The organism is Serratia sp. CY32780, from assembly GCF_052169135.1.
Classification (GTDB): Bacteria; Pseudomonadota; Gammaproteobacteria; order Enterobacterales; family Enterobacteriaceae; genus Serratia; species Serratia sarumanii.
This window is the reverse complement of record NZ_JBJNLI010000001.1, coordinates 851,825-878,228: the sequence shown is the minus strand read 5'-3', so window position 1 is coordinate 878,228 and position 26,404 is coordinate 851,825. Positions and strand designations below refer to the sequence as shown.

Below are 26,404 nucleotides of genomic sequence, written 5' to 3'. Positions count from 1 at the left end.
AATGCAAATCATTTAATCTGTATTTCCCATTCGCCCATGACTAAAGCTATATTTATGGTTCTGAGGGAGCGGCAGTTTTACAACCCAGGCAAATGAGTTTGATTATCATTCTCATTTTCCCGGTGAATGTCAAGAGCTTTTAACCTATGGATTCATGGTGTCACGCCACCAAGACGATGCGCAGCCTCTCGCTTGATGTTTCTGCATCTCGTTGCTGTGAGGTCGGTTCAAAAAACAGAAGGATAGCCATATAAATCATTTATATATAAATATTGAACCGACTGAACCGACTGAACCTACCCTTTTTTCTCTCACGTGTGAGAAGATATCCCTCAAGGTTGAGGTAACCCTCAGGGTAACGCCATCTTCATGGCAGGCTGTTTTGGTGTTCAGTTCGGCCCCACCACGTACCCCGCGTTTTGCTGCAAGAATGAGAAAACGTCAAAAAACACCGGAACAATATACAGCCTAATTTTCAATCAAAATTTTGAAAATTAAAGGTAAAACAAAAACACCTGTCAACATGAAAACATGAAATGAAGACAATGACGCAAACTTTTATCCCCGGTAAAGACGCCGCCCTGGAAGACTCCATCGCCCGTTTCCAGCAGAAACTGAGCGATCTCGGTTTCAACATCGAAGAAGCCTCCTGGCTGAACCCGGTGCCGCACGTGTGGTCGGTGCACATTCGCGATCGCGATTGCCCGCTGTGCTTCACCAACGGCAAAGGCGCCAGCAAAAAAGCCGCGCTGGCCTCCGCGCTGGGTGAATATTTCGAGCGCCTGTCCACCAACTACTTCTTCGCCGATTTCTATCTGGGCCGGCAGATCGCCGAAGGCGACTTCGTGCACTACCCGAATGAGAAATGGTTCCCGATCCCTGAAGACGACGCGCTGCCGGCCGGCATCCTCGACGAACGCCTGCACGCCTTCTACGATCCGCAGCAAGAGCTGAGCGCCAGCGATCTTGTCGATCTGCAGTCCGGCAACGCCGATCGCGGCGTGTGCGCGCTGCCGTTTACCCGCCAGTCCGATCAGCAAACCGTGTACATCCCGATGAACATCATCGGCAACCTGTATGTTTCCAACGGCATGTCCGCCGGCAACACCGCCAACGAAGCGCGCGTGCAGGGCCTGTCGGAAGTGTTCGAGCGCTATGTGAAAAACCGCATCATCGCCGAATCCATCAGCCTGCCGGCGATCCCGGACGAAGTGCTGAACCGCTACCCGGGCGTGGTGGAAGCCATCGCCAAACTGGAAGAGGAAGGTTTCCCGATCCTCTCCTATGACGCCTCGCTGGGCGGCAACTACCCGGTGATCTGCGTGGTGCTGTTCAACCCGACCAACGGCACCTGCTTCGCCTCGTTCGGCGCGCACCCGGACTTCGGCGTGGCGCTGGAACGCACGGTGACCGAACTGCTGCAGGGCCGCAGCCTGAAAGATCTCGACGTGTTCACCGCGCCGACCTTCGATGACGAAGAAGTGGCGGAACACACCAACCTGGAAACGCACTTCATCGACTCCAGCGGCCTGATCTCCTGGGATCTGTTCAAACAGGACGCGGATTACCCGTTCGTTGACTGGAACTTCAGCGGCAGCACGCAGGAAGAGTTCGCCACCCTGATGAGCATCTTCGACAAGGAAGACGCGGAAGTGTACATCGCCGACTACGAGCACCTGGGCGTCTACGCTTGCCGCATCATCGTGCCGGGCATGTCCGACATTTATCCGGCGGAAGACCTGCTGCTGGCCAACAACAGCATGGGCGCGCACCTGCGCGACACGCTGCTGGCGCTGCCGGGCAGCGAGTGGGAGCCGGAAGAATACCTGGCGCTGATCGAGCAGTTGGACGACGAAGGGCTGGACGATTTCACCCGCGTACGCGAACTGCTGGGCATTGCCAGCGGCAAAGACAACGCCTGGCATACCCTGCGCGTGGGCGAGCTGAAGGCGATGCTGGCGCTGGCGGGCGGCGATCTGGATCAGGCACTGATCTGGACCGAATGGACGCAGGACTTCAACGCCTCGGTGCTGAGCCCGGCGCGCAGCAACTACTACCGTTGCCTGCAAACGCTGTTGCTGCTGGCGCAGGAGCCTGAACGCGAAGCGGCGCAATACTATACCGCGTTCGTGAAAATGTACGGCCAGGAAGCGGTCAACGCCGCCTCCGCCGCCATCAGCGGTGAAGAGCGCTTCAACGGGCTGTTCGCCGTCGATGCCGATCTGAAGGCGTTGCCGGCCCATCAGGCACTGCTGGCGGCCTACGAGAAGCTGCAGGTGGCCAAGCGCCGCCACTGGGCCAAGGCCTAAGCATCATCAGGGGATACTGCCACTTTGGGAGTACCCCTGCTGCCAAACGCCGCACTTCGCTGCGGCGTTTTCATTTTTGAGGTGTATTTCAACGCATGCGGTTTTATTTTCTCGCCGGAAAATTGGCGGTTAAACGACCATAAAAATAAATAAACCGTCAATTGTTGCCGGACGGTGAAATAATAATTAACCGATAATTAAACTTTCAGCGCTGCGCGGCGACAAAACGCCTAAAAATTTAACTTTAGCGCCTGCGGCCCACCCTGCACATTCAAAAAAATTTGCAAACATTAAAAAATTGTTTTATCTTAAAAATCAATAAATTAACCACAAAAACCACACAAAAAACACGTCATTTTGCCGCTCTACTTCCCCGCCTTATGATCCAAATCAAATTTTCCCCTATACTGCTTTGCTAGTATCTCATTGCGTTGTTTTAACCCTTAAGAGCGAGAGTTAGTTTGAAAACTGACAGCCCCTTCGATCTGATTTTACCTGCGGCAACGGCGAAAATCGCTGAAGATGCCGGCGTGTATAAAGCCACCAAACATCCGCTGAAAACGTTTTATTTGGCGATCACCGCCGGTGTCTTCATTTCCATCGCCTTCGTCTTCTACATCACGGCGACCACCGGCACCGCCGGCGTGCCTTTCGGGCTGGCGAAACTGGTCGGCGGCATCTGCTTCTCTCTCGGGTTAATGCTGGTGGTGGTGTCGGGCGCCGACCTGTTCACCTCTACCGTGCTCATCGTCATCGCCAAGGCCAGCGGCCGCATCAGCTGGGGCCAGCTGGGCGCCAACTGGCTGAACGTTTATCTCGGCAATCTGGTCGGCGCGCTGTTCTTCGTGGCGCTGATCTGGTTCTCCGGCGAGTATATGGTCGCCAACGGCCAGTGGGGGCTGAATGTCCTGCAAACCGCAGACCACAAGCTGCATCACACCTTTATCGAAGCCGTGTGCCTCGGCATTCTGGCTAACCTGATGGTCTGCCTGGCGGTCTGGATGAGCTACTCCGGCCGCACCCTGACCGACAAGATGCTCGCCATGGTGCTGCCGGTCGGGATGTTTGTCGCCAGCGGCTTCGAGCACAGCATCGCCAACATGTTTATGATCCCTATGGGCATCGTGGTCAAACACTTCGCCACGCCGGAATTCTGGCAAGCCGTAGGGGCGGTACCTGAGCAATTCGCTCATCTGACAGTAAGCAACTTCATCATCGACAACCTGATTCCGGTCACCATCGGCAACATCATCGGTGGCGGTCTGCTGGTTGGGTTGACTTACTGGGTAATTTATCTGCGCGGGGGCCGCGAACAGCACTAAGCTGTGAGTTACCGCGCGCAGAGTTAGAAATCCACAATCAAAGGTAGGTGTACAATGACCGAACTTAACGAGAAATTAGCCAACGCTTGGGAAGGTTTCAGCAAGGGTGACTGGCAGAATGAAGTCAACGTTCGTGACTTCATCCAGAAAAACTACACGCCTTATGAAGGTGACGAGTCCTTCCTGGCTGGGGCAACTCAGGCCACCACCACCTTGTGGGACAAGGTTATGGAAGGGATCAAACTGGAAAACCGCACTCACGCGCCGGTTGATTTCGACACCAACGTTGCTTCAACCATCGTTTCTCACGACGCGGGTTACATCGCCAAAGAGCTGGAAACCATCGTGGGTCTGCAGACCGACGCCCCTCTGAAACGCGCGCTGATCCCGTTCGGCGGCATCAAAATGGTCGAAGGTTCGTGCAAAGTGTACGGCCGCGAGCTGGATCCGCAGCTGAAAAAAGTGTTCACCGAATACCGTAAAACCCACAACCAGGGCGTATTCGACGTTTACACCAAAGACATCCTGAACTGCCGTAAATCCGGCGTGCTGACCGGCCTGCCGGACGCCTACGGCCGCGGCCGCATCATCGGCGACTACCGCCGCGTGGCGCTGTACGGTATCGACTTCCTGATGGCCGACAAGCTGAACCAGTTCAAATCGCTGCAGGAAAAACTGGAAAACGGTGAAGATCTGGAAATGACCATCCAGCTGCGCGAAGAGATCGCTGAACAGCACCGCGCTCTGGCTCAGATCAAAGAGATGGCCGCCAAATACGGCTACGACATCTCCGGCCCGGCCACCAGCGCGCAAGAAGCGGTGCAGTGGACCTACTTCGGCTACCTGGCCGCGGTGAAATCCCAGAACGGCGCAGCCATGTCCTTCGGCCGCGTGTCCACCTTCCTCGACGTGTTCATCGAGCGCGACATCAAGGCGGGCAAACTGACCGAAGAACAAGCGCAGGAACTGATCGACCACCTGGTGATGAAACTGCGTATGGTGCGCTTCCTGCGTACCCCTGAGTACGATGAGCTGTTCTCCGGCGACCCAATCTGGGCAACGGAATCCCTGGCCGGTATGGGCGTTGACGGCCGCACCCTGGTCACCAAAAACAGCTTCCGCTTCCTGAACACCCTGTACACCATGGGGCCGTCTCCGGAGCCGAACATGACCATCCTGTGGTCTGAGAAGCTGCCGCTGAACTTCAAGAAATTCGCGGCGAAAGTGTCCATCGACACCTCTTCCGTTCAGTACGAAAACGACGACCTGATGCGCCCTGACTTCAACAACGATGACTACGCCATCGCTTGCTGCGTCAGCCCGATGATCGTCGGCAAACAAATGCAGTTCTTCGGTGCCCGCGCCAACCTGGCGAAAACCATGCTGTACGCCATCAACGGCGGCGTTGACGAAAAACTGAAAATGCAGGTCGGCCCTAAAGAAGCGCCGATGATGGACGAAGTGCTGGACTATGACAAAGTCATGGCGCGCATGGACCACTTTATGGATTGGCTGGCCAAGCAGTACGTGACCGCGCTGAACATCATTCACTACATGCACGACAAGTACAGCTACGAAGCTGCGCTGATGGCACTGCATGACCGTGACGTTTATCGCACCATGGCTTGCGGCATCGCCGGCCTGTCCGTGGCGGCCGACTCCCTGTCTGCCATCAAGTACGCGAAAGTCACCACCATTCGCGACGAAGACGGCCTGGCCATCGACTTCAAAGTGGAAGGCGAGTATCCGCAGTTCGGTAACAACGACGCCCGCGTCGATGACATCGCCTGCGACCTGGTGGAACGTTTCATGAAGAAAATTCAGAAACTGCGCACCTACCGCAATGCGGTACCGACCCAGTCCGTACTGACCATCACCTCCAACGTGGTGTACGGTAAGAAAACCGGTAACACCCCGGATGGCCGCCGCGCAGGCGCACCGTTCGGCCCAGGTGCCAACCCGATGCACGGCCGCGACCAGAAAGGCGCAGTAGCCTCCCTGACCTCGGTAGCCAAACTGCCGTTTGCCTACGCGAAAGACGGGATCTCCTACACCTTCTCCATCGTGCCTAACGCGCTGGGTAAAGACGACGACGTGCGTAAAGCCAACCTGGCGGGCCTGATGGATGGTTACTTCCACCATGAAGCCTCCATCGAAGGCGGCCAGCACCTGAACGTCAACGTGATGAACCGCGAAATGCTGCTGGACGCGATGGAAAACCCTGAGAAATACCCTCAGCTGACCATCCGCGTTTCCGGTTACGCCGTGCGCTTCAACTCGCTGACCAAAGAGCAGCAGCAGGACGTGATTACTCGTACCTTCACTCAAACGATGTAATACGCCGGCCGGGCGGGAAACTGCTCGGCACCAACGCAGGGGCCGGTTTTGCCGGCCCTTTTCTCCCACCGCTCTCCCCTGACTCTGTACGAGTCTGTTTTGCCGGACATCTATACTGAATGGATAGCCGGCAAAACAGTTATCCGGCAACTGACCGGCCGACAGGCATCATTACCCCGGTGGCGGTTCCACCCGCTGCTGCATCGCAGATACCTGGCCGGCGGCCACGCGCCTATTTTTAGACTGCGTTTGACAGTCAATATTGGAGAAAACCCCGCAATGTCAGCAATTGGTCGCATCCACTCCTTCGAATCCTGCGGCACCGTCGATGGGCCAGGGATCCGCTTTATCGTCTTCTTCCAGGGCTGCCTGATGCGCTGCCTCTATTGCCATAACCGCGACACCTGGGACACCCACGGCGGCAAGGAAGTGACCGTCGAAGAGCTGATGAAAGACGCGGTGGCCTACCGCCACTTCATGAACGCCTCCGGCGGCGGCGTGACCGCGTCCGGCGGCGAGGCGATCCTGCAGGCTGAATTCGTGCGCGACTGGTTCCGCGCCTGCCACGCCGAAGGCATCAATACCTGCCTGGACACCAATGGCTTTGTGCGCCGCTACGATCCGGTGATCGACGAGCTGCTGGACACCACCGATCTGGTGATGCTGGATCTGAAACAGATGAACGACGAGATCCACCAGAACCTGGTCGGCGTCTCCAATCACCGCACGCTGGAATTCGCCCGCTACCTGGCGAAACGCAACCAGCGCACCTGGATCCGCTACGTGGTGGTGCCGGGCTGGTCAGACGACGATAAGTCGGCGCACCTGCTGGGCGAGTTCACCAAAGACATGACCAACATCGAGAAAATCGAGCTGCTGCCCTACCACGAGCTGGGCAAGCACAAATGGATAGCGATGGGGGAAGAGTACAAGCTGGACGGCGTGCACCCGCCGAAAGCCGAGACCATGGATCGCGTCAAAGGCATCCTGGAAAGCTACGGCCACAAAGTGATTTACTGATTGGCGCACGCCAAAAGAAAAAACCGGCTCATGGCCGGTTTTTTCATGCTCAGGCGGCGGCGAACGGCGTGTGATGGTGATCCGGCTTCTGTTTCTTCAGCAGCATCAGCAGGTAAACCAGCGCCACGGCGGCGATCATCACGAACAGCACGCGGTCGGAATAGTTTTGCATCAGCAACGCCGTCATCGACGGCCCCAGCAGGCTGCCGATGGTGTAACTCATCAACAGCGCCTGGTTCATCGCCACCAACTCGTGCGGCAGCGCCTTCTCGCAGGCCCAGGACATCGCCACCGGATACAGGGTAAAGCCGGCGCAGCCGAGGATGAACAGCGAAGGCGCCATGGCGTAGTTGCCGAGCATCGCCACGCTGGCGAGGATCACCACGAACACCTGAATGCGCAGCACCAGCAGGCGCCCGTAACGATCGGCCAGGCGCCCGACCGGCCATTGGCCGACGATGCCGGAGCTGACCAGCAGCGCCATCCAGTAACCGACGTTGGCGTCGCTCATGCCCTGATGGGAGAGGTACAACGGCATCAGGCCGTATAGCGAACCGAGCACAATGCCGGAAATGATGCAACCGTTGATGCCGAGGCGCGCGCTGCGGCGTCTCAGCATGGTCCACACCGCCGCCTGCTGCGGCTCGTCTTCATGGCGGTTGACCCGCGCGAACAGCATCGGCAGCATGGCGCTAATCACAATGGCGGTCACCCACGGCACCACGTGCAGCAACTCGGTCGAGGTCATGCTCAACAGCAATTGGCCGGTCACCGTACCAAGGTAATAAACGATCATATAGGCCGCCAGCAGCTGGCCGCGGTTGCTCAGGTTGCCGCTGCGCAACAGCGCGCTCTCCACGATCACCCAGATCCAGGCGCAGCCGACGCCGGCGAAGAAGCGCCAGCCCAGCCAGCTCCAAAAATCGATCGACAGCACCATGCCGGCAGTCGCGGCGGCGAACACCAGACAAGAAAGATGATAGCTGCGGGTAAAACCGACGCGCTGGATCAGTTTGCCCGCCACCAGCGTGCCCAACAGGTTGCCGCTGAAATAAGAGGAACTGACCATTCCCACCTGCCAGGTCGACAGCTGAGCATGGGTTAACCAAAGAGGCACTAACGTATTCAAAACGGCAATGGATACCGTGAGCAACAAAAGGCCGCAGAGCAATAAGAGCACTGGGCGGGAGTATGCGGACATAGTGAAATTGTGACCGAACGCGCAATGAGAGTGCGCGCATCATGCCACTGGCGATAAAAAAGTCAATCGCCTCTTATCATTGCACCGCACGATTTGTTTCCGGCTAACCGGCTGAAAAAGCGCTATGCTCAGCGCAGGGCGAATTTGACGATGGAGAAGCAAGATGAGTCAGGCAAATGATGCGGCGGTAGAGGCCCTGCTGGCGGACATCGGCAGCACGCACGGCGAACTGCTGGAGATCGTACAGCAGGTGCGCCGGATAGCTGCAGCGTGCGGCAACGGCGTCACCGAATCGGTCAAATACGGCGGCATCATGTTCTCGCATAGCCAATTTTTCTGCGGCGTTTTCGCCTATCGCCACCACGTCACGGTGGAGTTCGGCCACGGCTACCGATTGGAAGATCGTTATCTCCAGCTCGAAGGCAGCGGCCAGTATCGGCGGCACATCAAGCTCCACTCGCCCGACGAGGTGAAAAGCAAACATCTGGCGGACTACATTCAACAGGCTTATGCGCTGACTACGGGCTGAATTCTCGACATAAAAAAAGCGCCCGCAGGCGCTTTTTTCGTGGTTTGCCGTTTAGCCGATATATTCCAGGCCGCCCATATAAGGACGCAGCACTTCAGGCACCTGAATGCGGCCGTCGGCCTGCTGGTAGTTTTCCAGCACCGCCACCAGCGTACGGCCAACCGCCAGGCCGGAGCCGTTCAGGGTGTGAACCAGGCGCGGTTTCTTGTCGGCTTTGCTGCGGCAGCGCGCCTGCATGCGACGCGCCTGGAAGTCCCACATGTTGGAGCAGGACGAGATCTCGCGGTAGGTATCCTGCGCCGGCAGCCACACTTCCAGATCGTAAGTTTTGCACGCGCCGAAGCCCATGTCGCCGGTGCACAACAGCACCTTGCGGTAAGGCAGGTTCAGCAGCTGCAGCACTTTTTCCGCGTGGCCGGTCAGCTCTTCCAGGGCATCCATCGAATCTTCCGGACGAACGATCTGCACCATCTCGACCTTGTCGAACTGGTGCATGCGGATCAAACCGCGGGTGTCGCGGCCGTAAGAACCGGCTTCCGCGCGGAAGCATGGCGTGTGTGCAGTCATTTTCAGCGGCAGAGTTTCCTCTTCCACGATCTCGTCGCGCACCAAGTTGGTCAGCGGCACTTCCGCCGTTGGGATCAGCGCGTAGTTGCTGCTGTCGGCTTCTTCTTCCAGCGGACGGGTATGGAACAGGTCTTCGCCGAACTTCGGCAGCTGGCCGGTACCGTACAGCGTGGCGTGGTTAACCAGATAAGGCACATAGGCCTCCAGGTAGCCGTGCTGCTCGGTGTGCAGATCCAGCATGAACTGGGACAGCGCGCGGTGCATGCGGGCGATTTGCCCTTTCATCACCACGAAGCGCGAACCGGTCAGCTTAACCGCGGCGGCAAAATCCAGCCCGCCGGCCATTTCGCCCAGATCGACGTGATCGCGCACCGCGAAGTCGTACTGGCGCGGTTCGCCCCAGCGGGCAACTTCCAGGTTTTCGCTGTCGTCTTTACCATCCGGCACGGCGTCGTCCGGCAGGTTAGGCAGCGTCAGGGCGTAATCGCGGATCTCGCTCTGCAACGCATCCAGCGCCGCCTTGGCGGCATCCAGCTTGTCACCCAGCTCGTTCACTTCGCGACGCAGCGGCTCGATGTCTTCCCCACGCGCTTTGGCCGCGCCGATGGATTTCGATCGGGAGTTGCGTTCCGCTTGCAGCGTTTCAGTTTCTACCTGCAGAACTTTGCGACGTTCTTCCTGCGAACGCAGCAGATCCAGATCGAGTTTAAAGCCTCGGCGAGCCAGTTTGACGGCGACTGCGTCTAGCTCATTACGCAGCAGATTGGGATCGAGCATGCTAATCCTGTGCTTGTTGTTATTGAAAGAAGTGTTGTTGTTCTATGCGGCTGATTTATAGCCGCATAAAAGAAGAGTGATACCCGCTAACCTTACCGCAACGGCCTCGCTAGCGGTAGCGTTTTGTCGGGCTATTTTGATCCTGCTCAGCCAGCCATGCCAACTTTTCGCCGATTTTCCCTTCCAGCCCGCGCGAGGTCGGTTGATAGTAGCGCGTATGGGCCATTTCGGGCGGGAAATAGTTCTCGCCAGCGGCGTAGGCGTTGGGTTCGTCGTGGGCGTAACGGTACTCCGCCCCCAGCCCCATTTCCTTCATCAGCTTGGTCGGCGCGTTGCGCAGGTGCTCCGGCACGTCATAATCGGCCTGCTCTTTGGCGTCGCGCATGGCGGCCTTGAACGCGGTGTAAACCGCATTGCTCTTCGGCGCGCAGGCCAGGTAGACGATCGCCTGCGCGATGGCGCGTTCGCCCTCCGCTGGCCCCACGCGGGTGAAGCAATCCCAGGCTGCGATCGCCACCTGCATGCCGCGCGGATCGGCGTTGCCCACGTCTTCAGAGGCAATCGCCAACAGACGGCGCGCCACGTAGAGCGGATCGCCGCCGGCGGTAATGATGCGCGCATACCAATACAGCGCGGCGTCCGGCGCCGAGCCGCGCACCGATTTATGCAGCGCGGAAATCAGATCGTAATAACGGTCGCCCTTGTTGTCGAAGCGCGCGCTGCGCTCGCCCGACACTTCTTTCAGCAGCTCCGGCGTCAGCACCCGCACGCCTTTGGCGTCCAACTCCGCCATGTCGGCCATCATTTCCAGGCTGTTCAGCGCCCGGCGTGCGTCGCCGCCCACCAGCTCCGACAGCAGGCGGCGCGTTTCCGCCGGCAGCTCGATATTCTGGCCGCCAAAGCCGCGCGCCTTGTCGCCCATCGCCTGATCCAGCACCTGGCCGATATCTTCGGCAGTCAGCGCCTTCAGCAGGTAAACGCGGGCGCGGGACAACAGCGCCGAGTTCAGCTCGAACGACGGGTTTTCGGTGGTGGCGCCGATAAAGGTGATGGTGCCGTCTTCGATGTGCGGCAGGAAAGCGTCCTGCTGGCTCTTATTGAAGCGGTGCACTTCGTCGACGAACAGGATGGTGCGGCGGCCGGCGTCGCGATTTTGCCGCGCCCGCTCGATCGCCTCGCGGATTTCCTTGATACCGGAGGTCACGGCGGAGATCCGTTCGACATCCGCCTGGCCGTAACGGCCGATCAGTTCTGCCAGCGTCGTCTTCCCGGTGCCCGGCGGCCCCCATAAAATCATCGAGTGCAGCTGCCCGGCCTCAATGGCGCGCGGCAGCGGCTTGCCGGCGGCCAGCAGGTGCTGCTGGCCGATATACTGCGCCAGCGTGGTCGGCCGCATACGCGCGGCCAACGGCTGGAACTCGTTCTGGGAAAAATCGAGCGACAGATTATTACTCACTTGCACCTCACTGGCGCTGGTCGTCCAGCGTCACCCCCTTAGGCGGGGTAAATTTGAATTTGGCCGGATCGGCGGCGACGTTCTGCTGGCTTTTCAGCGTGTAGGAACTGCGCTGGCCGTCCTGCTCCACCGCGGCGAAGCTGCGGATGGTGCCGCTGTTGGTCACGCTGATGGCGAACTGCTTCAGGTTGCCGCTGGCGGACTTCGGCGTCAGCTCGAAATCATCGCCCTTTTGCTTCACGTTGTACTGTTTCCAGTCGCTGGCATTATTGCGGGTGATCAGCATAAACGGCGTATTGCCGGTGGCGTTCTTCAGCCAGGTTGCCGTCACCTGCTCGACGAACGGGTTATAGAACCACAGGGTTTGGCCATCGGAGACCAGCACGCTCTCATCGGGTGACGTCATATGCCAGTTGAACAGGTTCGGCCGCTTCACCCACAGCTCGCCTTCCCCCTGTTGCACCGCGGCACCGTCGGCGCTGGTCACGGTTTGCGAGAAGCTGGCGTGGAAACTGTTCACCTTCGCCAGGCGACTTTGCAGATCCTGTGCGGCATCGGCCAGCACGGAAGTAGAAGCGAATCCCGAAAGCAGACAGCAGGCAACTAACAGTTTTTTCATTATTCCAGATACCTTATGAAATGCGTTAACCGCAGGGCGACGCCGTGCGGGTCAAATCAACCCTTTACCCGGTTACTTTACCCGAAGCCGGCGATCGGCCGGTAGGCCAATGTTCCGAGAAGAAACGGGTTTACGCTTCTTTGCACAAGGGCCGCTTAAGCGGCCCTTTCTTATTGAATTGCAATGGCTAAACGACCATCAATCGTGCCGCGGCGGCGCCAGCACCTCGCGGTTGCCGTTGTGCCCCTGCTCGCTGACGATGCCCTGCGCTTCCATCTGTTCGATGATGCGCGCCGCGCGGTTATAGCCGATACGGAACTGGCGCTGTACGCCGGAGATGGAGGCGCGGCGTTTATCCACCACGAAATCCACCGCCTGGTCAAACAGCGGATCCAGCTCTTCGTCGCCGTCCATACCACCGCCGGCACCGCCCTCGCCGTCTTCGCCGCCGCTGAGAATGCCCTCTTTATATTGGGGCCGCTCGCGCGCTTTCCAATCCTTGACCACCGCGTGCACTTCCTGATCGCGCACGAATGCGCCATGCACGCGCACCGGAATCGAGGAGTTCGGCGCCAGATAGAGCATGTCGCCCATACCCAGCAAGGACTCGGCGCCCCCCTGATCGAGGATGGTGCGGGAGTCGATCTTGCTCGACACGGTAAAGGCGATACGCGTCGGGATGTTGGCCTTGATAAGACCCGTGATCACATCCACCGACGGACGCTGGGTCGCCAGCACCAGATGGATACCCGCCGCACGCGCTTTCTGCGCCAGGCGAGCGATCAACTCTTCGACCTTCTTGCCGACCGTCATGATCAGATCGGCGAATTCGTCGACCATCACCACGATGTACGGCTCTTTCTCCAACACCGGCGGCGTGATGTCCATGCTGTCGGTCGGCTTCCAGAACGGATCCGGGATCGGACGCCCCATCGCCTCGGCCTGATCGACGCGCTCGTTGTAGCCGGCCAGGTTACGCACGCCCAGGGCAGACATCAGCTTGTAGCGGCGTTCCATTTCCCCCACGCACCAGCGCAGCGCGTTGGCGGCGTCTTTCATGTCGGTGACCACATCGGTCAACAGGTGAGGAATGCCTTCGTAAACCGACAGCTCCAGCATTTTCGGGTCGATCATGATAAAGCGCACTTCTTTCGGCGTGGCTTTATACAGGATGCTCAGGATCATGGCGTTGACCCCGACCGACTTACCGGAACCGGTGGTACCGGCGACCAGCAAGTGCGGCATTTTGCCCAGATCGGCCACCACCGGTTCGCCGGAGATGTCCTTACCCAATACGATGGACAGCGGCGACGGGTTGTCACGGAAGGCCGGGCAATCCAGCACTTCGCGCAGGTACACCGTTTGCCGCTTGGCGTTCGGCAGCTCCAGACCGACGTAAGGCTTGCCGGGGATCACTTCTACCACGCGCACCGCCGACGTCGACAGCGAGCGTGCCAGATCGCGCGACAGGTTGGAAATGCGCGCCGCTTTAACGCCCGGCGCCAGATCCAGCTCGAAGCGGGTGATGACCGGCCCCGGCAGGATGTCCACCACGTCGGCTTTCACGCGGTAATCGGCCAGGCTGGCCTCCACCAGACGCGCCTTCTGTTCCAGCGCGAAGGAGTCGACCGGTTCTACCTCTTTCGGGGCCTCGGTCAGCAGATCCAGCGTCGGCAGCGGCGTGGTCGGCTTCTGCAGCGGCTGATCGTTGCGCATCAGGAACGGGTGAATCAAGCTGTCCATCGCCGGATGCTGCTCGGCCTGAGTTTGCTGAGGCTGCTGCTGCACCGGTTGCTGTGGCTGCTGATATGGCTGCGACGGCTGTTGATACTGTTGTTGCTGCGGCTGCTGGTATTGCTGAGGCTGCGAGTGCGGTTGCTGAGGTTGGGCAACCGGCGCCGCAGGCTCAAACTGGCCGAACGGCACGTCGTCCTGTTGCTCGCTTTGCTGTTCAATGCGCTCTTCAAGCTGCGGAGACAGCGTGAACATCGGCTCGCTCGGGCCATCATCCACCAGATCCGCCATCGGCGAGAAGCTGAAAGCATTGCGGGTATCGACCGGGCTGGCGGCCGGCGCTTGCGGAGCAGCCGCTTGCTGGCCGTAGCGCGCCTGCTGCTGCTCGGCGAACGCCTGGCGCAGCGCGGCCTCTTGCAGCGCCTCTTCGTCGTCCTGTTGATAGCCTTCGCCGTAGCGTTGGTTCTGCTGCTCGGCAAACGCCTTGCTCAGCTCGGCTTCCTGCAGGGCGCTCTCGTCATCTTGTTGCTCCGGCGCGTAGCTTTCGCCGTAGCGTTGGCTTTGCTGCTCGGCAAACGCCTGACGCAGCGCGGCTTCCTGCAGCGCCTCTTCTTCCTGCGGGCTCACCGCCGTCGGCTGCTGAGGATCCGCCTGGCGCTGTTCCTGCTCGGCCGCACGCTGCGAAGGCAGCTTGATGCCGTAAGAAGCCAGCTCGCGACGGGTCGGGATGCGCACCGGGTTCGGCCGCGGGAGCTCAGGGCCGATGCCCTGCTTAACCTGCGGATTGCCGTCGCTGGTGGCCGTGAAGGCCGGCATGAAGGTCGCCGCTGCGGCGCCCGCAGCGGCAGCGGCTGCCGTATCCAGCTGTGGCTTGGCACCGGTAGCGCTGAAACCACCCGCTCCGCTGACGTCGGCGCTGTCGCGCTGCGCGGCGGTAAAATCAAAGGGAGAACGCGCCGGCGGCTGCGGCGCAGCCGGCTCTTGCCAATTACCGAGACGCGGCTCATCGTCATCCTGATAAGGATCGACAGGACGCGTCGCCTTCGGTGCAGGCGTTTCTTCCGGAATTTCGAAGGAGTACAGCGGCGGCGTGGCGTCTTGCGCCGGCGCACTCACCGGGTGCTGATTGACCGAGGCCGGCGCAGCCGGCGCCACCGTTACCGACGGCGCCTGAGCGGCGATCGGCGCTGCAACGGGCTCGTGGATCGCTGCCTTCACCGCCGGTGCAGGCGAAGCCGCCGGCGCGATTGGCGCGGCGGCGGCTTCAACCTCACCATCGTCGGCTCGCAGGCCGCTGAGCAACGGATCGGCGGCGGTCGCGGCAACCGCTGCGGCGGCGCCCTTCCCTGCCTGCTCAGGCTCGTCGTCAACGTAACGCTCGTCATCCTCGAAATAACGCGCTTCGCGACGCGAACGGTTGGTCATGAAGGTCGCGACGCCCAGCACCGCCCCGCCGATCTTCTCGGCGATCACCAGCCAGGACCAGCCGGTAAACAGCGTCAGCCCCGCCGCCCACACGCACAGCAGCGCCAGCGTGGCGCCGATGCCGTTGAACCATGGCAACATGGCGTTGCTCAGCAGGCTGCCGATCACGCCGCCGGAAGCGAAGTAATAGAGATCGTCAACGTTCAGCGCCGCCAGCCCACAGGAGGTAAGCACTAACGCCAGGGTGCCGATCAGGCGCAGGGAGAGCGCGAAATAGTCGACGTAGTCTCTGTTGGCCCGTTGGCGATAGGCCGCCCAGCACAGGACCAGCATGATCGGTGGTATCGCGTAGGCGAGCACCCCGAAGGTGAAGAACAGCGTGTCGGCCAACCAGGCCCCAACACCGCCGCCCAAGTTGTGAATCGGCTCATGCCACGCGGTCTGCGACCAGCTTGGGTCAGACGGGTTGAAACTGACCAGCGCAGCCATGAGGTAAACGGCAAAAATCGCTACCACGATAAGCACAGCCTCCAGCAAACGCCGGCCACTGCTGAGTCTTTTCAGGGTAACTTCTTTATCTTCTGTATATTCCTGGCTCAAGAAAGGCTCTCCAGGTTCCTGTTAGCTGACATAGCAACAGCGCCGAGAAGCTTCCCCGGCGCCGAAACTGTATGAATAAACAGGAGTGTAACCAATTTAATCAGGTTTTGCACCTGCACCTTACCGTGTTTTGATAACCAGACGGTTACTCTGTTTCACTTCTTCCATCACTACGTAGGTACGGGTGTCGTTGACCCCCGGCAAACGCAGCAAGGTTTCGCCCAGCAGTTTACGGTAAGCCGACATGTCCGGTACGCGGGTTTTCAACAGGTAGTCGAAATCACCGGAAACCAGATGACACTCCTGAATCTCTTCAAGCTTCTGCACTGCCGAGTTGAATTGCTCAAACACATCTGGCGCGCCGCGGTTCAGCGTGATCTCCACGAAAACCAGCAGTGACGCATCCAGATAATGCGGGTTAAGCAATGCGGTATAGCCATGAATGAAACCCTGGCGCTCGAGACGGCGCACGCGTTCCAAACATGGTGTCGGGGATAACCCCACGCGCTTCGAAAGCTCGACGTTCGAAATACGCCCATCCTTCTGCAGCTCATTCAGGATGTTGCGGTCGATACGGTCAAGATCTTTACCCGGGCGTTTCTTGTTGTCTGCCATTATTATTGTCTCTCTTATTTTCTTCCGTGCACTTGCCACACCCTAGCCAACGTCAATGTGTAAGGGTTCGTTCCAAGCGAAGACCCGATGCCTGTCATATGCTTCTTCACTACCATCATTCCACGCCGCGCAGCCTGTCTGTCCAACCCCACGCGGCGCCGGTAACGACGTTAAGGTCGAGAAAAAATCAGCAAACGCTTGCGCGCCCTGCTCCGCACATCCACCGCGCATTGCCGCCTCGCGGCGCAAATACGTACGATTTGCTGGTGTTACGGGGATAATTTCTTCTTCCTATGATGTTTTCGCAAATGCGCAGCGGATTGTCAAAGTAAAAGAAGCAAAATCAGAACAACGTACCGTCACGAAAAGTCTGCATCCCATTTTTGGTTATGAATCGCTGGCAGATAAACCCCGGCAGGGAGCGGCCTAAGTCGCAGAATGCGCCGTTTTTGCGCGCTTGGCGATTCGGCAGCCTAATGCGACTTTGATAAGGTAAATTTCTGCGTTCGGCGTACGATTTGCCGACAGCGGGTGCATTAATAGGCGACAACTATCATACAAATCGTTAACAACGTCGCCCGGCGCTTTTTTTACTGCGTCATTTTCCCTACAATCGGCTTCATTGTCCGCCATTGTGGAATAAAGAGGTTATTCATGGGCACGGCTAAACATAGCAAATTACTGATTCTGGGCTCCGGCCCGGCCGGTTACACCGCCGCCGTTTACGCGGCGCGCGCCAACCTGAGCCCGGTGCTGATCACCGGTATGGAACAAGGCGGCCAGCTGACCACCACCACCGAAGTGGAAAACTGGCCGGGCGACGCCGAAGGCCTGACCGGTCCGGCGCTGATGGAGCGCATGCGCGAGCATGCGGAGAAGTTCCAGACCGAAATCGTCTTCGATCACATCAACAGCGTCGATCTGCAGCAGCGTCCGTTCCGCCTGTTCGGCGACAGCGGCGAATACAGCTGCGACGCGCTGATCATCGCGACCGGCGCCTCCGCCCGCTATCTTGGCCTGCCTTCCGAAGAGGCCTTCAAGGGCAAAGGCGTTTCCGCCTGTGCGACCTGCGACGGCTTCTTCTACCGCAACCAGAAAGTCGCAGTGGTCGGCGGCGGCAACACCGCCGTTGAAGAAGCGCTGTACCTGTCCAACATCGCCGCCGAGGTTCACCTGATCCACCGCCGCGACAGCTTCCGCTCGGAGAAGATCCTGATCGACCGGCTGATGGAAAAAGTGAAAAGCGGCAACATCGTGCTGCACACCGACCATACGCTGGACGAAGTGCTGGGAGATGAAATGGGCGTGACCGGCGTGCGTATCCGCAGCACCAAAGCGGAAAACGAAACCCGTGAACTGGAACTGGCCGGCGTGTTCATCGCCATCGGCCACAGCCCGAACACCGGCATCTTCGGCGGCCAGCTGGAGCTGGAAAACGGCTACATCAAGGTGCAGTCCGGCATTCACGGCAATGCGACCCAAACCACCATCCCCGGCGTGTTCGCCGCGGGCGACGTGATGGATCACATCTATCGCCAGGCGATCACCTCCGCCGGCACCGGCTGTATGGCGGCGCTGGACGCGGAGCGTTACCTGGACGGCATCGCCGGCGCAGAAGTCTGCTAAAACGTTCTCTTCATCAGCAAAAAGCGGCTCTCGAGCCGCTTTTTTTGTTTCCCCCCTCCGCACTCCCCTTCTCGCGTCTGTTATAGCCACATTTGGCCGCTTTATTATTTTCAGTCTGCCGGGTGACGAGGTAACATGGGGCCTCGCTTGTTTGTCGCCGATTGCGCCAAACACTATTATTTAACAGTACGTTAACCCAGCCCGTAACAAACGGGCGCCGGCGACGCAGACGCATATCTGATGAAAAAAACCAGACAGCAACAGTTAACCCGTTGGCTTAAAACCCAGAGTTCGTTAGCGCAGCGTTGGCTGCGCCTTTCCATGCTGTTGGGGCTGTTCAGCGGCCTGCTGATCGTGGCGCAAGCGTGGCTGTTGGCCAGCCTGCTGCACGCCCTGATCATCGAGCATACCCCGCGCGAACAGCTGATCCCTTCGTTTATCTGGCTGGCCGCCGCGTTCGCGCTGCGGGCGCTGTTGAGCTGGCTGCGGGAACGGGTCGGTTTCCGGTGTGGCCAAGTGATCCGCCAGCGCATGCGCCAACAGGTGCTGGATAAGCTGCAGCAGCTCGGGCCGGCCTGGATCCAGGGCAAACCGGCGGGCAGTTGGGCCAGCATCATCGTCGAGCAGATCGAGGATATGCAGGACTATTACTCGCGCTATCTGCCGCAGATGTATCTGGCGGTCTTCATCCCGCTGCTGATCCTGATCGCCGTCTTCCCGATCAATTGGGCCGCAGGCATCATTCTGCTGGCGACCGCGCCGCTGATCCCGCTGTTCATGGCGCTGGTCGGCATGGGGGCCGCCGACGCCAACCGCCGCAACTTCGTGGCGCTGGCGCGATTGAGCGGCAACTTCCTCGACCGCCTGCGCGGCCTGGACACCCTGCGGCTGTTCGACCGCGCGCAGGCCGAAACCGCGCAAATCGCCAAATCTTCCGAAGATTTCCGCAGCCGCACCATGGAAGTGCTGCGCATGGCCTTCCTCTCTTCCGGCGTGCTTGAGTTTTTCGCTTCGATCTCCATCGCCGTGGTGGCGGTGTACTTCGGCTTTTCTTACCTCGGCGAACTCAACTTCGGCAGCTACGGCCTCGGGGTAACGCTGTTTTCCGGTTTTCTGGTGTTGATTCTGGCGCCGGAGTTTTTCCAACCGCTGCGCGATCTCGGCACCTTCTACCACGCCAAGGCGCAGGCGGTCGGCGCGGCGGAAGCGCTGGAAACCTTCCTCAGCGCCGAAGGCGAGCAGATGGGCAACGGCACGCGGCAACTGCCCGCCGATCAACCGCTGACGCTGCAGGCGAACGCGTTGGAAATCCTGTCGCCGAACGGCGTGCTGCTGGCCGGGCCGCTGAGCTTCACCCTGCAACCGCAGCAGCGCGTGGCGCTGGTCGGGCTGAGCGGCGCCGGCAAAAGTTCACTGCTCAATCTGTTGCTCGGCTTCCTGCCCTATCGCGGATCGCTGACCGTCAACGGCGTCGAGCTGCGTGACCTGTCCGCAGAAACCTGGCGCCAGCAGCTGAGCTGGGTCGGCCAGAACCCGCACCTGCCGGCGCAAACCCTGCGCGCCAATATCCTGCTGGGCTGCCCGCAGGCCGACGAAGCACAGCTGCAGCAGGCGGTGGAACTCGCCTACGTCAGCGAACTGCTCCCTTATCTGCCGCAGGGGCTCGACACCGAAGTGGGCGACAACGCCGCCCGCCTGTCGGTCGGCCAGGCGCAGCGCGTGGCGGTCGCCCGGGCGCTGATCGGCCCGCGCCGCCTGCTGCTGCTGGATGAACCGGCCGCCAGCCTCGATGCCCACAGCGAGCAGCGGGTGATGCAGGCGTTGAACGCCGCTTCGCATCAGCAAACCACCCTGCTGGTGACGCACCAGTTGGAAGACACCGAAGACTACGATCAGATTTGGGTGATGGATAACGGGCGCATCGTGCAACAGGGCGATTACGCCACCCTCAGCGCCCAGCCGGGCCTGTTCGCCACTCTGATCGCCCATCGCCGCGGGGAGCTTTAATCATGCGCGTTTTGCTGCCGTTTTTGGCGTTGTACCGCCGCCATAGCCTGCTGATTAGCCTCGGCATCCTCTTGGCGATCGTCACTCTGCTGGCCAGCATCGGCCTGCTGGCGCTCTCCGGCTGGTTCCTGGCCGCCTCGTCGCTGGCCGGACTGGCGGGCCTGCTGACCTTTAACTACATGCTGCCGGCCGCCGGCGTGCGCGGCGCGGCGATCTTCCGCACCGCCGGGCGCTATGCCGAGCGCGTGGTCAGCCACGACGCCACCTTCCGCGTGCTGTCGCATCTGCGGGTGTTCACCTTCAGCAAGATCCTGCCGCTGACGCCGGGCGGCATCGCCCGTTTCCGCCAGGCCGAGCTGCTCAACCGCCTGGTGGCGGACGTGGACACGCTGGATCATCTTTATCTGCGGGTGATCTCGCCGCTGATCAGCGCAGCGGTGGTGATCCTGGTGGTCACCTACGGCCTGAGCTGGCTGGATCCTGCACTCGCCCTGACGCTGGGCGGCATCCTGTTGCTGTTGTTACTGCTGGTGCCGCCGGTGTTTTATCGCGCCGGCAAGCCGATCGGCGGCCAGCTTACCGCGCTGCGCGGCCAATACCGCACCGACCTGACCGCCTGGCTGCAGGGGCAGGCGGAATTGGTGGTGTTCGGCGCCGTCAACGACTTCCGCCAGACGCTGAACGCCACCGAACAGCGGTGGCAACGCCGCCAGTGGCAGCAGGCCTCGCTGAGCGGCAAGGCGCAGGCGCTGATGATCCTCGCCAGCGGGCTGACGGTGACGCTGCTGCTGTGGCTGACCGCCGCCGGCATCGGCGGCGATAGCCAGCCCGGCGCGCTGATCGCGCTGTTCGTCTTCGCCGCGCTGGCGTCGTTCGAAGCGCTGATGCCGGTCGCCGGTGCCTTCCAGCACCTCGGCCAGGTGATCGCCTCCGCCACGCGGGTCAAGCAGATCATCGATCGTCAGCCGGAGGTCACCTTCCCGGCCGCCGGCCCGGCCGCCGCCGATCGGGCTCAGCTTAGCCTGCAGCAGCTGAGCTTCACCTACCCCGACCAGCCGCAGCCGGTGCTGCGCGACGTCACGCTCGAAGTCGCGGCTGGCGAACACATCGCCTTGCTCGGCCGCACCGGCTGCGGCAAGTCCACCCTGCTGCAGCTGCTGACCTGCGCCTGGCGCACCGACGGCGGCAACATTCTGCTCAACGGCGAACCGCTGGAGGATTATGATGAAGCCACGCTGCGTCGGATGACCACGGTCGTCAGCCAGCGGGTGCATATCTTCAGCGATACGCTGCGGGAAAACCTGCGGCTGGCCGCGCCGGATGCCGACGACGCTCGCCTGAGCGAGGTGCTGCGGCAGGTGGGGCTGGATAAATTGCTGGACAGCGACGGCGGGCTGAACGCCTGGCTGGGCGAAGGCGGCCGGCAGCTGTCCGGCGGCGAACAGCGCCGCCTGGGCATCGCCCGCGCGCTGCTGCACCCGGCCCCGCTGCTGCTGCTCGACGAACCGACCGAAGGGCTGGACGCCGAAACCGAGCAGCAGATCCTGGCGCTGCTGCGCCGGCACTGTCAGGGTAAGACGCTGATCCTGGTGACGCACCGTCTGTACGGCCTGGAGCATCTCGACCGCATTTGCGTAATGGACGACGGCCGGATTGTCGAACAGGGCGATCACGCCACCCTGATGCGCCGGCAGGGCCGCTATGCCCGCTTTCGCAACCGTATCAGCAACCTGGCGCCGTAATCGGCCCGTAGAGGACGCAGAGACCCCGTATGCGCATCGTGAAGCTTTCCCCACAGTCGCTGGCGTTCCCCTCGCCTGAAAGCGCCCTGCGCGACCCTAACGGCCTGCTGGCTATCGGCGGCGACCTGACGGCGCCGCGGCTGCTGGCGGCCTACGAGCGCGGCATCTTCCCCTGGTATTCGCCGGGGGAAGCCATCCTGTGGTGGTCGCCCGATCCGCGTGCGGTGCTGTTCCCGACAGAGTTTCATCTCAACCGCAGCCTGAAACGCTTTTTGCGCCACGATCCGTTTCGCATCACGCTCAATCACGACTTCGCCGCGGTGATCGCCGCCTGCGCCCACCGGCCGGATGAAGGCACCTGGATCGGCCCGGAGGTGCAGCGCGCCTATCAGCATCTGCACCGCCTCGGCTACGCGCACTCGGTGGAGGTATGGCAGGATAATCAACTGGTCGGCGGCATGTATGGCGTGGCGCAGGGCGCGTTGTTCTGCGGCGAATCGATGTTCAGCCGCGTCACCAACGCCTCAAAATGCGCATTGATGGCCTTTTGCCGCCATTTTGCCGCTTATGGCGGGGAATTGATTGACTGCCAGGTGCTGAACGCTCACACTGCCCGCCTTGGCGCGCGTGAAATTCCGCGCCGTCAATTTTTGCAGCAGCTCAGCACCCTTCAACGGCGGCCTTTGGCGCCGGCGTGCTGGGAGCCGCAAGTCATATCCCCACAGCCGGCTGAACCGCCCTCTCCAGTAAACTAATTGGTGGAAACGGTGCAATGTTCACCGACACATCTTTACATAATGGGGGTTTTTCGGCATTATCTTGCCGGTTAAAAACTAAGGTAGTTAGACCTAGAGGATTCGATGGCCAAAGAAGACAATATTGAAATGCAGGGCACCGTTCTTGATACGCTGCCGAACACCATGTTCCGCGTTGAATTGGAAAACGGGCACGTGGTAACCGCACACATCTCCGGTAAAATGCGTAAAAACTATATCCGCATCCTGACGGGCGACAAAGTCACTGTAGAGCTGACCCCGTACGACCTGAGTAAAGGCCGCATTGTCTTCCGTAGCCGTTAATCGGCTCACCGCGCGCCACACGTTGGCGGCATCGAGGATGTAATCCCTCGGGAGCCCTTTCCGTTTACCCCCGCAGCGACGTTACACAACGGGTTGCAGGTGCGCAGGTAAACTGAGAGGGCTCACTCGTTTCTGTTGTACGGTGAATCTCACCCATAAAAAAAGCGATGCCGAAGCATCGCTTTTTCTTTGCCTGAAGGCGGCCTTAGTGCACCGCGCCCTCGTCCGCCTTGCGCTTGGCGGCGCTGAGGAAGTGGTAGGTCAGCTGTTTCTTGTCCTTGTCCAGCTCGACCTTCACGGAGCCGCCGTCCACCAGCGAGCCGAACAGCAGTTCGTTGGCCAACGGTTTCTTCAGGTTCTCCTGCATGATGCGCGCCATCGGACGAGCGCCCATCGCGCGGTCGTAGCCCTTCACCGACAGCCAGTCGCGCGCTTCGTCGCTCACTTCCAGCGAGACGCCCTTCGCATCCAGCTGCGCCTGCAGTTCGACAATAAACTTGTCGACCACCTGCTGGATCACCTCGGTAGACAGATGGTTGAACCAGATGATGTTGTCCAGACGGTTGCGGAACTCCGGCGTAAACACCTTCTTGATCTCTTCCATCGCGTCGGTGCTGTTGTCCTGCTGCACCAGGCCGATCGATTTGCGTTCGGTTTCCCGCACCCCGGCGTTGGTGGTCATCACCAGGATCACGTTGCGGAAGTCCGCCTTGCGGCCGTTGTTGTCGGTCAGCGTGCCGTTGTCCATCACCTGCAGCAGCAGGTTGAACACGTCCGGGTGCGCCTTCTCGATCTCATCGAGCAGCACCACCGCATGCGGATGCTTGATCACCGCATCGGTCAGCAGCCCGCCCTGATCGTAACCGACATAGCCCGGAGGCGCGCCAATCAGACGGCTGACGGTATGCCGCTCCATGTACTCGGACATGTCGAAACGCAGCAGCTCGATATCCATCGCCTTGGCCAACTGTACGGTGACCTCGGTTTTCCCGACCCCGGTCGGCCCGGCGAACAGGAAGGAACCGACCGGCTTGCGCTCGTGGCCCAGGCCGGCGCGGCTCATCTTGATCGCTTCGGTCAGCGCTTCGATCGCCTGATCCTGGCCGAACACCAGCATCTTCAGGCGATCGCCCAGGTTTCTCAGCACGTCGCGATCGCTGGCCGACACGGTTTTCTCCGGGATGCGAGCGATGCGCGCCACCACGGATTCGATATCGGCCACGTTGACGGTTTTCTTGCGCTTGCTGGCCGGCATCAACCGGCTGCGGGCGCCCGCCTCGTCGATCACGTCGATCGCCTTGTCCGGCAGATGACGATCGTTGATGTATTTCACCGACAGCTCCACCGCGGCGCGGATCGCCTTGGCGGTATAACGCACGTCGTGGTGCGCTTCATACTTGGTCTTCAGGCCGTTGATGATCTGAACGGTCTCTTCCGCCGTCGGTTCGGTGATGTCAATCTTCTGGAAACGGCGCGCCAGCGCACGATCCTTTTCGAAGATGTTGCTGAACTCCTGGTAGGTGGTCGAGCCGATCACCCGGATCTTGCCGCTCGACAGCAGCGGTTTGATCAGGTTGGCGGCATCCACCTGCCCACCGGAAGCCGCGCCGGCGCCGATGATGGTGTGAATTTCATCGATGAACAGAATGCTGTTCTGATCCTGCTCCAGCTGCTTGAGCAGCGCCTTGAAGCGCTTCTCGAAGTCGCCGCGGTATTTGGTGCCGGCCAGCAGTGAACCGATGTCCAGCGAATACAGCGTGCAGTCCGCCATCACTTCCGGCACGTCGCCCTGCACGATACGCCAGGCCAGGCCCTCGGCGATGGCGGTCTTGCCGACGCCGGATTCGCCGACCAGCAGCGGGTTGTTTTTACGACGGCGGCACAGCACCTGAATCGCGCGCTCCAGCTCACGATCGCGGCCGATCAACGGATCGATGCCGCCCACACGGGCCAACTGATTGAGGTTGGTGGTGAAGTTTTCCATACGGTCTTCCCCTCCGGACTGCTCTTCGTTCACCGGGTTTTCCGCATTCGGCGCTTGGCCCGGCTCGTCTTTACGCGTGCCATGTGAAATGAAGTTCACCACGTCGAGACGGCTGACGTCGTGTTTGCGCAGCAGATAGGCCGCCTGCGACTCCTGCTCGCTGAAGATGGCCACCAACACGTTGGCGCCGGACACTTCGCTGCGGCCGGAAGATTGCACATGGAAGACCGCGCGCTGCAGCACGCGCTGGAAGCTGAGCGTCGGCTGAGTGTCGCGCTCTTCTTCGCCGGCGGGCAGCGTCGGTGTGGTTTGTTCGATGAAGGCTTCCAGCTCCTGGCGCAACGCGGCCAGATCCACCGTACATGCCTCAAGCGCTTCTCGCGCGGCAGGGTTGCTCAGCAACGCCAGCAACAGGTGCTCCACGGTCATAAACTCGTGTCTGTGCTCACGCGCCCTGGCGAAAGCCATGTTGAGACTGAGTTCCAGTTCTTGATTGAGCATAAGCACCTCCCCAATAGATTGCCTTATTCAGGCTTTTTCCAGCGTACAAAGCAACGGATGCTCGTTCTCCCTTGCGTACCGGTTCACATGGACGACTTTGGTTTCCGCCACCTCGGCGGTAAAAACACCACAGATCGCCTTGCCTTGATAGTGGACCGTGAGCATCAGTTGCGTTGCGCGTTCAATATCATAAGAAAAGAACTTTTGCAGAACGTCAATCACAAATTCCATCGGTGTGTAATCGTCGTTGTTAAGTATAACTTTATACATAGACGGCGGTTTTACCGCATCGATTTGTTTTTCTTCGGCCAAGTGTTCAAAGTTTAGCCAGTCGTTGTTATTGCCCATCGCTGCTCATCTTCTCTGCTCTGCCCTCAGATATGGGGGCAGGTTTCGGTTATTCAAAGTGGGGATAGTTACTATTTTATCATCTTCGGCTTCGTCCCGCCGCACTGTAACGTGCGCAAAAAAACGGGCCAATTGTGACTGAATCGTGGCAATAGCGTTACCTGCTTCAAACTTTGGTGAACTGCTCCCCGCCGACAAAAGCCGATCCCTTGACGCCCCGATCATTTGCTCTAGAGTGTAAATTCGTGGCTGGTGGTCTTTTAACCACCCCTTGTCCACCCTGCTACCCGCCCACGGCGGGTGCGAAATCAGTTATTCATCTCACTTAAAATAGCGTTGCGAGGGATGTAAAAGCATGGAGACGGGTACTGTTAAATGGTTTAACAACGCCAAAGGTTTTGGCTTCATCTGCCCAGCCGGCGGCGGCGAAGATATTTTCGCGCATTATTCCACCATCAAGATGGATGGTTACAGAACGTTGAAGGCGGGCCAGCAGGTCAGCTTCGACGTGCATCAAGGGCCGAAAGGGAACCATGCCAGTCTTATTGTGCCGGTGGAAAGCGAGGCGCTGTCCTAAACGCTTCCGGCAAAGTCGCGCTGCACTGA

General features: G+C 59.9%; 19 protein-coding genes. 11 read left to right on the top strand and 8 right to left on the bottom strand.

Annotation, left to right across the window (positions count from 1 at the left end):
- Positions 1-545: 545 nt before the first annotated feature.
- From ycaO to pflA, 4 genes are all read left to right on the top strand, one after another.
- Positions 546-2,309: a 30S ribosomal protein S12 methylthiotransferase accessory factor YcaO gene (gene ycaO / locus ACJ8HH_RS04290; protein WP_039566710.1), complete on the top strand. Its 1,764-nt coding sequence runs from the start codon at positions 546-548 to the stop codon at positions 2,307-2,309.
- A gap of 461 nt (positions 2,310-2,770) precedes the next feature.
- Positions 2,771-3,631, top strand: coding sequence for a formate transporter FocA (gene focA / locus ACJ8HH_RS04285; RefSeq protein ID WP_019454548.1), 861 nt, complete (start codon positions 2,771-2,773; stop codon positions 3,629-3,631).
- Positions 3,632-3,685: 54 nt separating this feature from the next.
- Positions 3,686-5,968 (top strand): formate C-acetyltransferase, encoded by a 2,283-nt coding sequence (gene pflB / locus ACJ8HH_RS04280; protein ID WP_004928286.1) that lies wholly within the window; start codon positions 3,686-3,688, stop codon positions 5,966-5,968.
- A gap of 279 nt (positions 5,969-6,247) precedes the next feature.
- Positions 6,248-6,988 (top strand): pyruvate formate lyase 1-activating protein, encoded by a 741-nt coding sequence (gene pflA, locus ACJ8HH_RS04275; RefSeq protein ID WP_033637850.1) that lies wholly within the window; start codon positions 6,248-6,250, stop codon positions 6,986-6,988.
- A gap of 49 nt (positions 6,989-7,037) precedes the next feature.
- Here the strand turns inward: pflA and ACJ8HH_RS04270 are convergent, their stop codons facing one another.
- Positions 7,038-8,189, bottom strand: a complete 1,152-nt coding sequence (locus tag ACJ8HH_RS04270) for an MFS transporter (protein ID WP_033637849.1) — start codon at positions 8,187-8,189, stop codon at positions 7,038-7,040.
- A 163-nt stretch (positions 8,190-8,352) separates the two neighbouring features.
- Here ACJ8HH_RS04270 and ACJ8HH_RS04265 point away from each other — a divergent pair, with 163 nt between their 5' ends.
- A complete protein-coding gene (locus tag ACJ8HH_RS04265; RefSeq protein WP_039566712.1) occupies positions 8,353-8,718 on the top strand; it encodes a DUF1801 domain-containing protein in 366 nt (121 codons plus the stop codon).
- A gap of 51 nt (positions 8,719-8,769) precedes the next feature.
- Here the strand turns inward: ACJ8HH_RS04265 and serS are convergent, their stop codons facing one another.
- From serS to lrp, 5 genes are all read right to left on the bottom strand, one after another.
- The gene (gene serS / locus ACJ8HH_RS04260) at positions 8,770-10,062 is read right to left on the bottom strand and encodes a serine--tRNA ligase (RefSeq protein WP_033637847.1); all 1,293 of its coding nucleotides are present in this window, start codon (positions 10,060-10,062) and stop codon (positions 8,770-8,772) included.
- Between the two features lie 109 nt (positions 10,063-10,171).
- Positions 10,172-11,458 (bottom strand): replication-associated recombination protein A, encoded by a 1,287-nt coding sequence (locus tag ACJ8HH_RS04255; RefSeq protein WP_048322053.1) that lies wholly within the window; start codon positions 11,456-11,458, stop codon positions 10,172-10,174.
- Between the two features lie 67 nt (positions 11,459-11,525).
- Complete coding sequence (gene lolA / locus ACJ8HH_RS04250) at positions 11,526-12,137, bottom strand: outer membrane lipoprotein chaperone LolA (RefSeq protein ID WP_019454555.1); 612 nt, start codon at positions 12,135-12,137, stop codon at positions 11,526-11,528.
- Between the two features lie 198 nt (positions 12,138-12,335).
- On the bottom strand, positions 12,336-15,896 hold the full coding sequence (locus tag ACJ8HH_RS04245; protein ID WP_197766163.1) for a DNA translocase FtsK 4TM domain-containing protein: 3,561 nt from the start codon (positions 15,894-15,896) through the stop codon (positions 12,336-12,338).
- A 120-nt stretch (positions 15,897-16,016) separates the two neighbouring features.
- Complete coding sequence (lrp, locus tag ACJ8HH_RS04240; protein WP_004928318.1) at positions 16,017-16,511, bottom strand: leucine-responsive transcriptional regulator Lrp; 495 nt, start codon at positions 16,509-16,511, stop codon at positions 16,017-16,019.
- A 654-nt stretch (positions 16,512-17,165) separates the two neighbouring features.
- On the opposite strand from lrp, the gene trxB reads away from it, so the two are divergent.
- From trxB to infA, 5 genes are all read left to right on the top strand, one after another.
- Positions 17,166-18,137, top strand: a complete 972-nt coding sequence (gene trxB, locus ACJ8HH_RS04235) for a thioredoxin-disulfide reductase (RefSeq protein ID WP_033637844.1) — start codon at positions 17,166-17,168, stop codon at positions 18,135-18,137.
- Positions 18,138-18,377: 240 nt separating this feature from the next.
- Positions 18,378-20,144: a heme ABC transporter permease/ATP-binding protein CydD gene (gene cydD / locus ACJ8HH_RS04230; RefSeq protein ID WP_060425590.1), complete on the top strand. Its 1,767-nt coding sequence runs from the start codon at positions 18,378-18,380 to the stop codon at positions 20,142-20,144.
- 2 nt (positions 20,145-20,146) lie between these two features.
- Positions 20,147-21,886 carry a heme ABC transporter ATP-binding protein/permease CydC gene (cydC, locus tag ACJ8HH_RS04225; RefSeq protein WP_060387538.1) on the top strand — a complete coding sequence of 580 codons (1,740 nt, stop codon included), beginning with the start codon at positions 20,147-20,149 and terminating at the stop codon, positions 21,884-21,886.
- 29 nt (positions 21,887-21,915) lie between these two features.
- Positions 21,916-22,641, top strand: a complete 726-nt coding sequence (gene aat, locus ACJ8HH_RS04220) for a leucyl/phenylalanyl-tRNA--protein transferase (protein ID WP_033637838.1) — start codon at positions 21,916-21,918, stop codon at positions 22,639-22,641.
- A gap of 105 nt (positions 22,642-22,746) precedes the next feature.
- Positions 22,747-22,965, top strand: a complete 219-nt coding sequence (gene infA / locus ACJ8HH_RS04215; RefSeq protein ID WP_002211347.1) for a translation initiation factor IF-1 — start codon at positions 22,747-22,749, stop codon at positions 22,963-22,965.
- Positions 22,966-23,170: 205 nt separating this feature from the next.
- Here the strand turns inward: infA and clpA are convergent, their stop codons facing one another.
- Together clpA and clpS are read right to left on the bottom strand one after the other, a co-directional pair.
- Positions 23,171-25,450: an ATP-dependent Clp protease ATP-binding subunit ClpA gene (clpA, locus tag ACJ8HH_RS04210; protein WP_442520214.1), complete on the bottom strand. Its 2,280-nt coding sequence runs from the start codon at positions 25,448-25,450 to the stop codon at positions 23,171-23,173.
- Between the two features lie 27 nt (positions 25,451-25,477).
- Entirely contained in the window at positions 25,478-25,798 is a 321-nt protein-coding gene (gene clpS, locus ACJ8HH_RS04205) for an ATP-dependent Clp protease adapter ClpS (RefSeq protein ID WP_004928347.1), read from the bottom strand.
- A 355-nt stretch (positions 25,799-26,153) separates the two neighbouring features.
- Here clpS and cspD point away from each other — a divergent pair, with 355 nt between their 5' ends.
- Positions 26,154-26,375 carry a cold shock-like protein CspD gene (cspD, locus tag ACJ8HH_RS04200; protein ID WP_004928349.1) on the top strand — a complete coding sequence of 74 codons (222 nt, stop codon included), beginning with the start codon at positions 26,154-26,156 and terminating at the stop codon, positions 26,373-26,375.
- The last annotated feature ends 29 nt before the right edge of the window (positions 26,376-26,404 follow it).

Bases quoted from the DNA above. Each gene is read 5' to 3' on its own strand.
- cspD (WP_004928349.1), top strand. From the start codon at position 26,154: ATGGAGACGGGTACTGTTAAATGGTTTAACAACGCCAAAGGTTTTGGC.
- ACJ8HH_RS04255 (WP_048322053.1), bottom strand. From the start codon at position 11,458: ATGCGGCCGACCACGCTGGCGCAGTATATCGGCCAGCAGCACCTGCTG.
- infA (WP_002211347.1), top strand. From the start codon at position 22,747: ATGGCCAAAGAAGACAATATTGAAATGCAGGGCACCGTTCTTGATACG.
- ACJ8HH_RS04265 (WP_039566712.1), top strand. From the start codon at position 8,353: ATGAGTCAGGCAAATGATGCGGCGGTAGAGGCCCTGCTGGCGGACATC.
- cydD (WP_060425590.1), top strand. From the start codon at position 18,378: ATGAAAAAAACCAGACAGCAACAGTTAACCCGTTGGCTTAAAACCCAG.
- ycaO (WP_039566710.1), top strand. From the start codon at position 546: ATGACGCAAACTTTTATCCCCGGTAAAGACGCCGCCCTGGAAGACTCC.
- pflA (WP_033637850.1), top strand. From the start codon at position 6,248: ATGTCAGCAATTGGTCGCATCCACTCCTTCGAATCCTGCGGCACCGTC.
- clpA (WP_442520214.1), bottom strand. From the start codon at position 25,450: ATGCTCAATCAAGAACTGGAACTCAGTCTCAACATGGCTTTCGCCAGG.
- ACJ8HH_RS04270 (WP_033637849.1), bottom strand. From the start codon at position 8,189: ATGTCCGCATACTCCCGCCCAGTGCTCTTATTGCTCTGCGGCCTTTTG.
- lrp (WP_004928318.1), bottom strand. From the start codon at position 16,511: ATGGCAGACAACAAGAAACGCCCGGGTAAAGATCTTGACCGTATCGAC.
- clpS (WP_004928347.1), bottom strand. From the start codon at position 25,798: ATGGGCAATAACAACGACTGGCTAAACTTTGAACACTTGGCCGAAGAA.
- lolA (WP_019454555.1), bottom strand. From the start codon at position 12,137: ATGAAAAAACTGTTAGTTGCCTGCTGTCTGCTTTCGGGATTCGCTTCT.
- aat (WP_033637838.1), top strand. From the start codon at position 21,916: ATGCGCATCGTGAAGCTTTCCCCACAGTCGCTGGCGTTCCCCTCGCCT.
- pflB (WP_004928286.1), top strand. From the start codon at position 3,686: ATGACCGAACTTAACGAGAAATTAGCCAACGCTTGGGAAGGTTTCAGC.
- serS (WP_033637847.1), bottom strand. From the start codon at position 10,062: ATGCTCGATCCCAATCTGCTGCGTAATGAGCTAGACGCAGTCGCCGTC.
- cydC (WP_060387538.1), top strand. From the start codon at position 20,147: ATGCGCGTTTTGCTGCCGTTTTTGGCGTTGTACCGCCGCCATAGCCTG.
- trxB (WP_033637844.1), top strand. From the start codon at position 17,166: ATGGGCACGGCTAAACATAGCAAATTACTGATTCTGGGCTCCGGCCCG.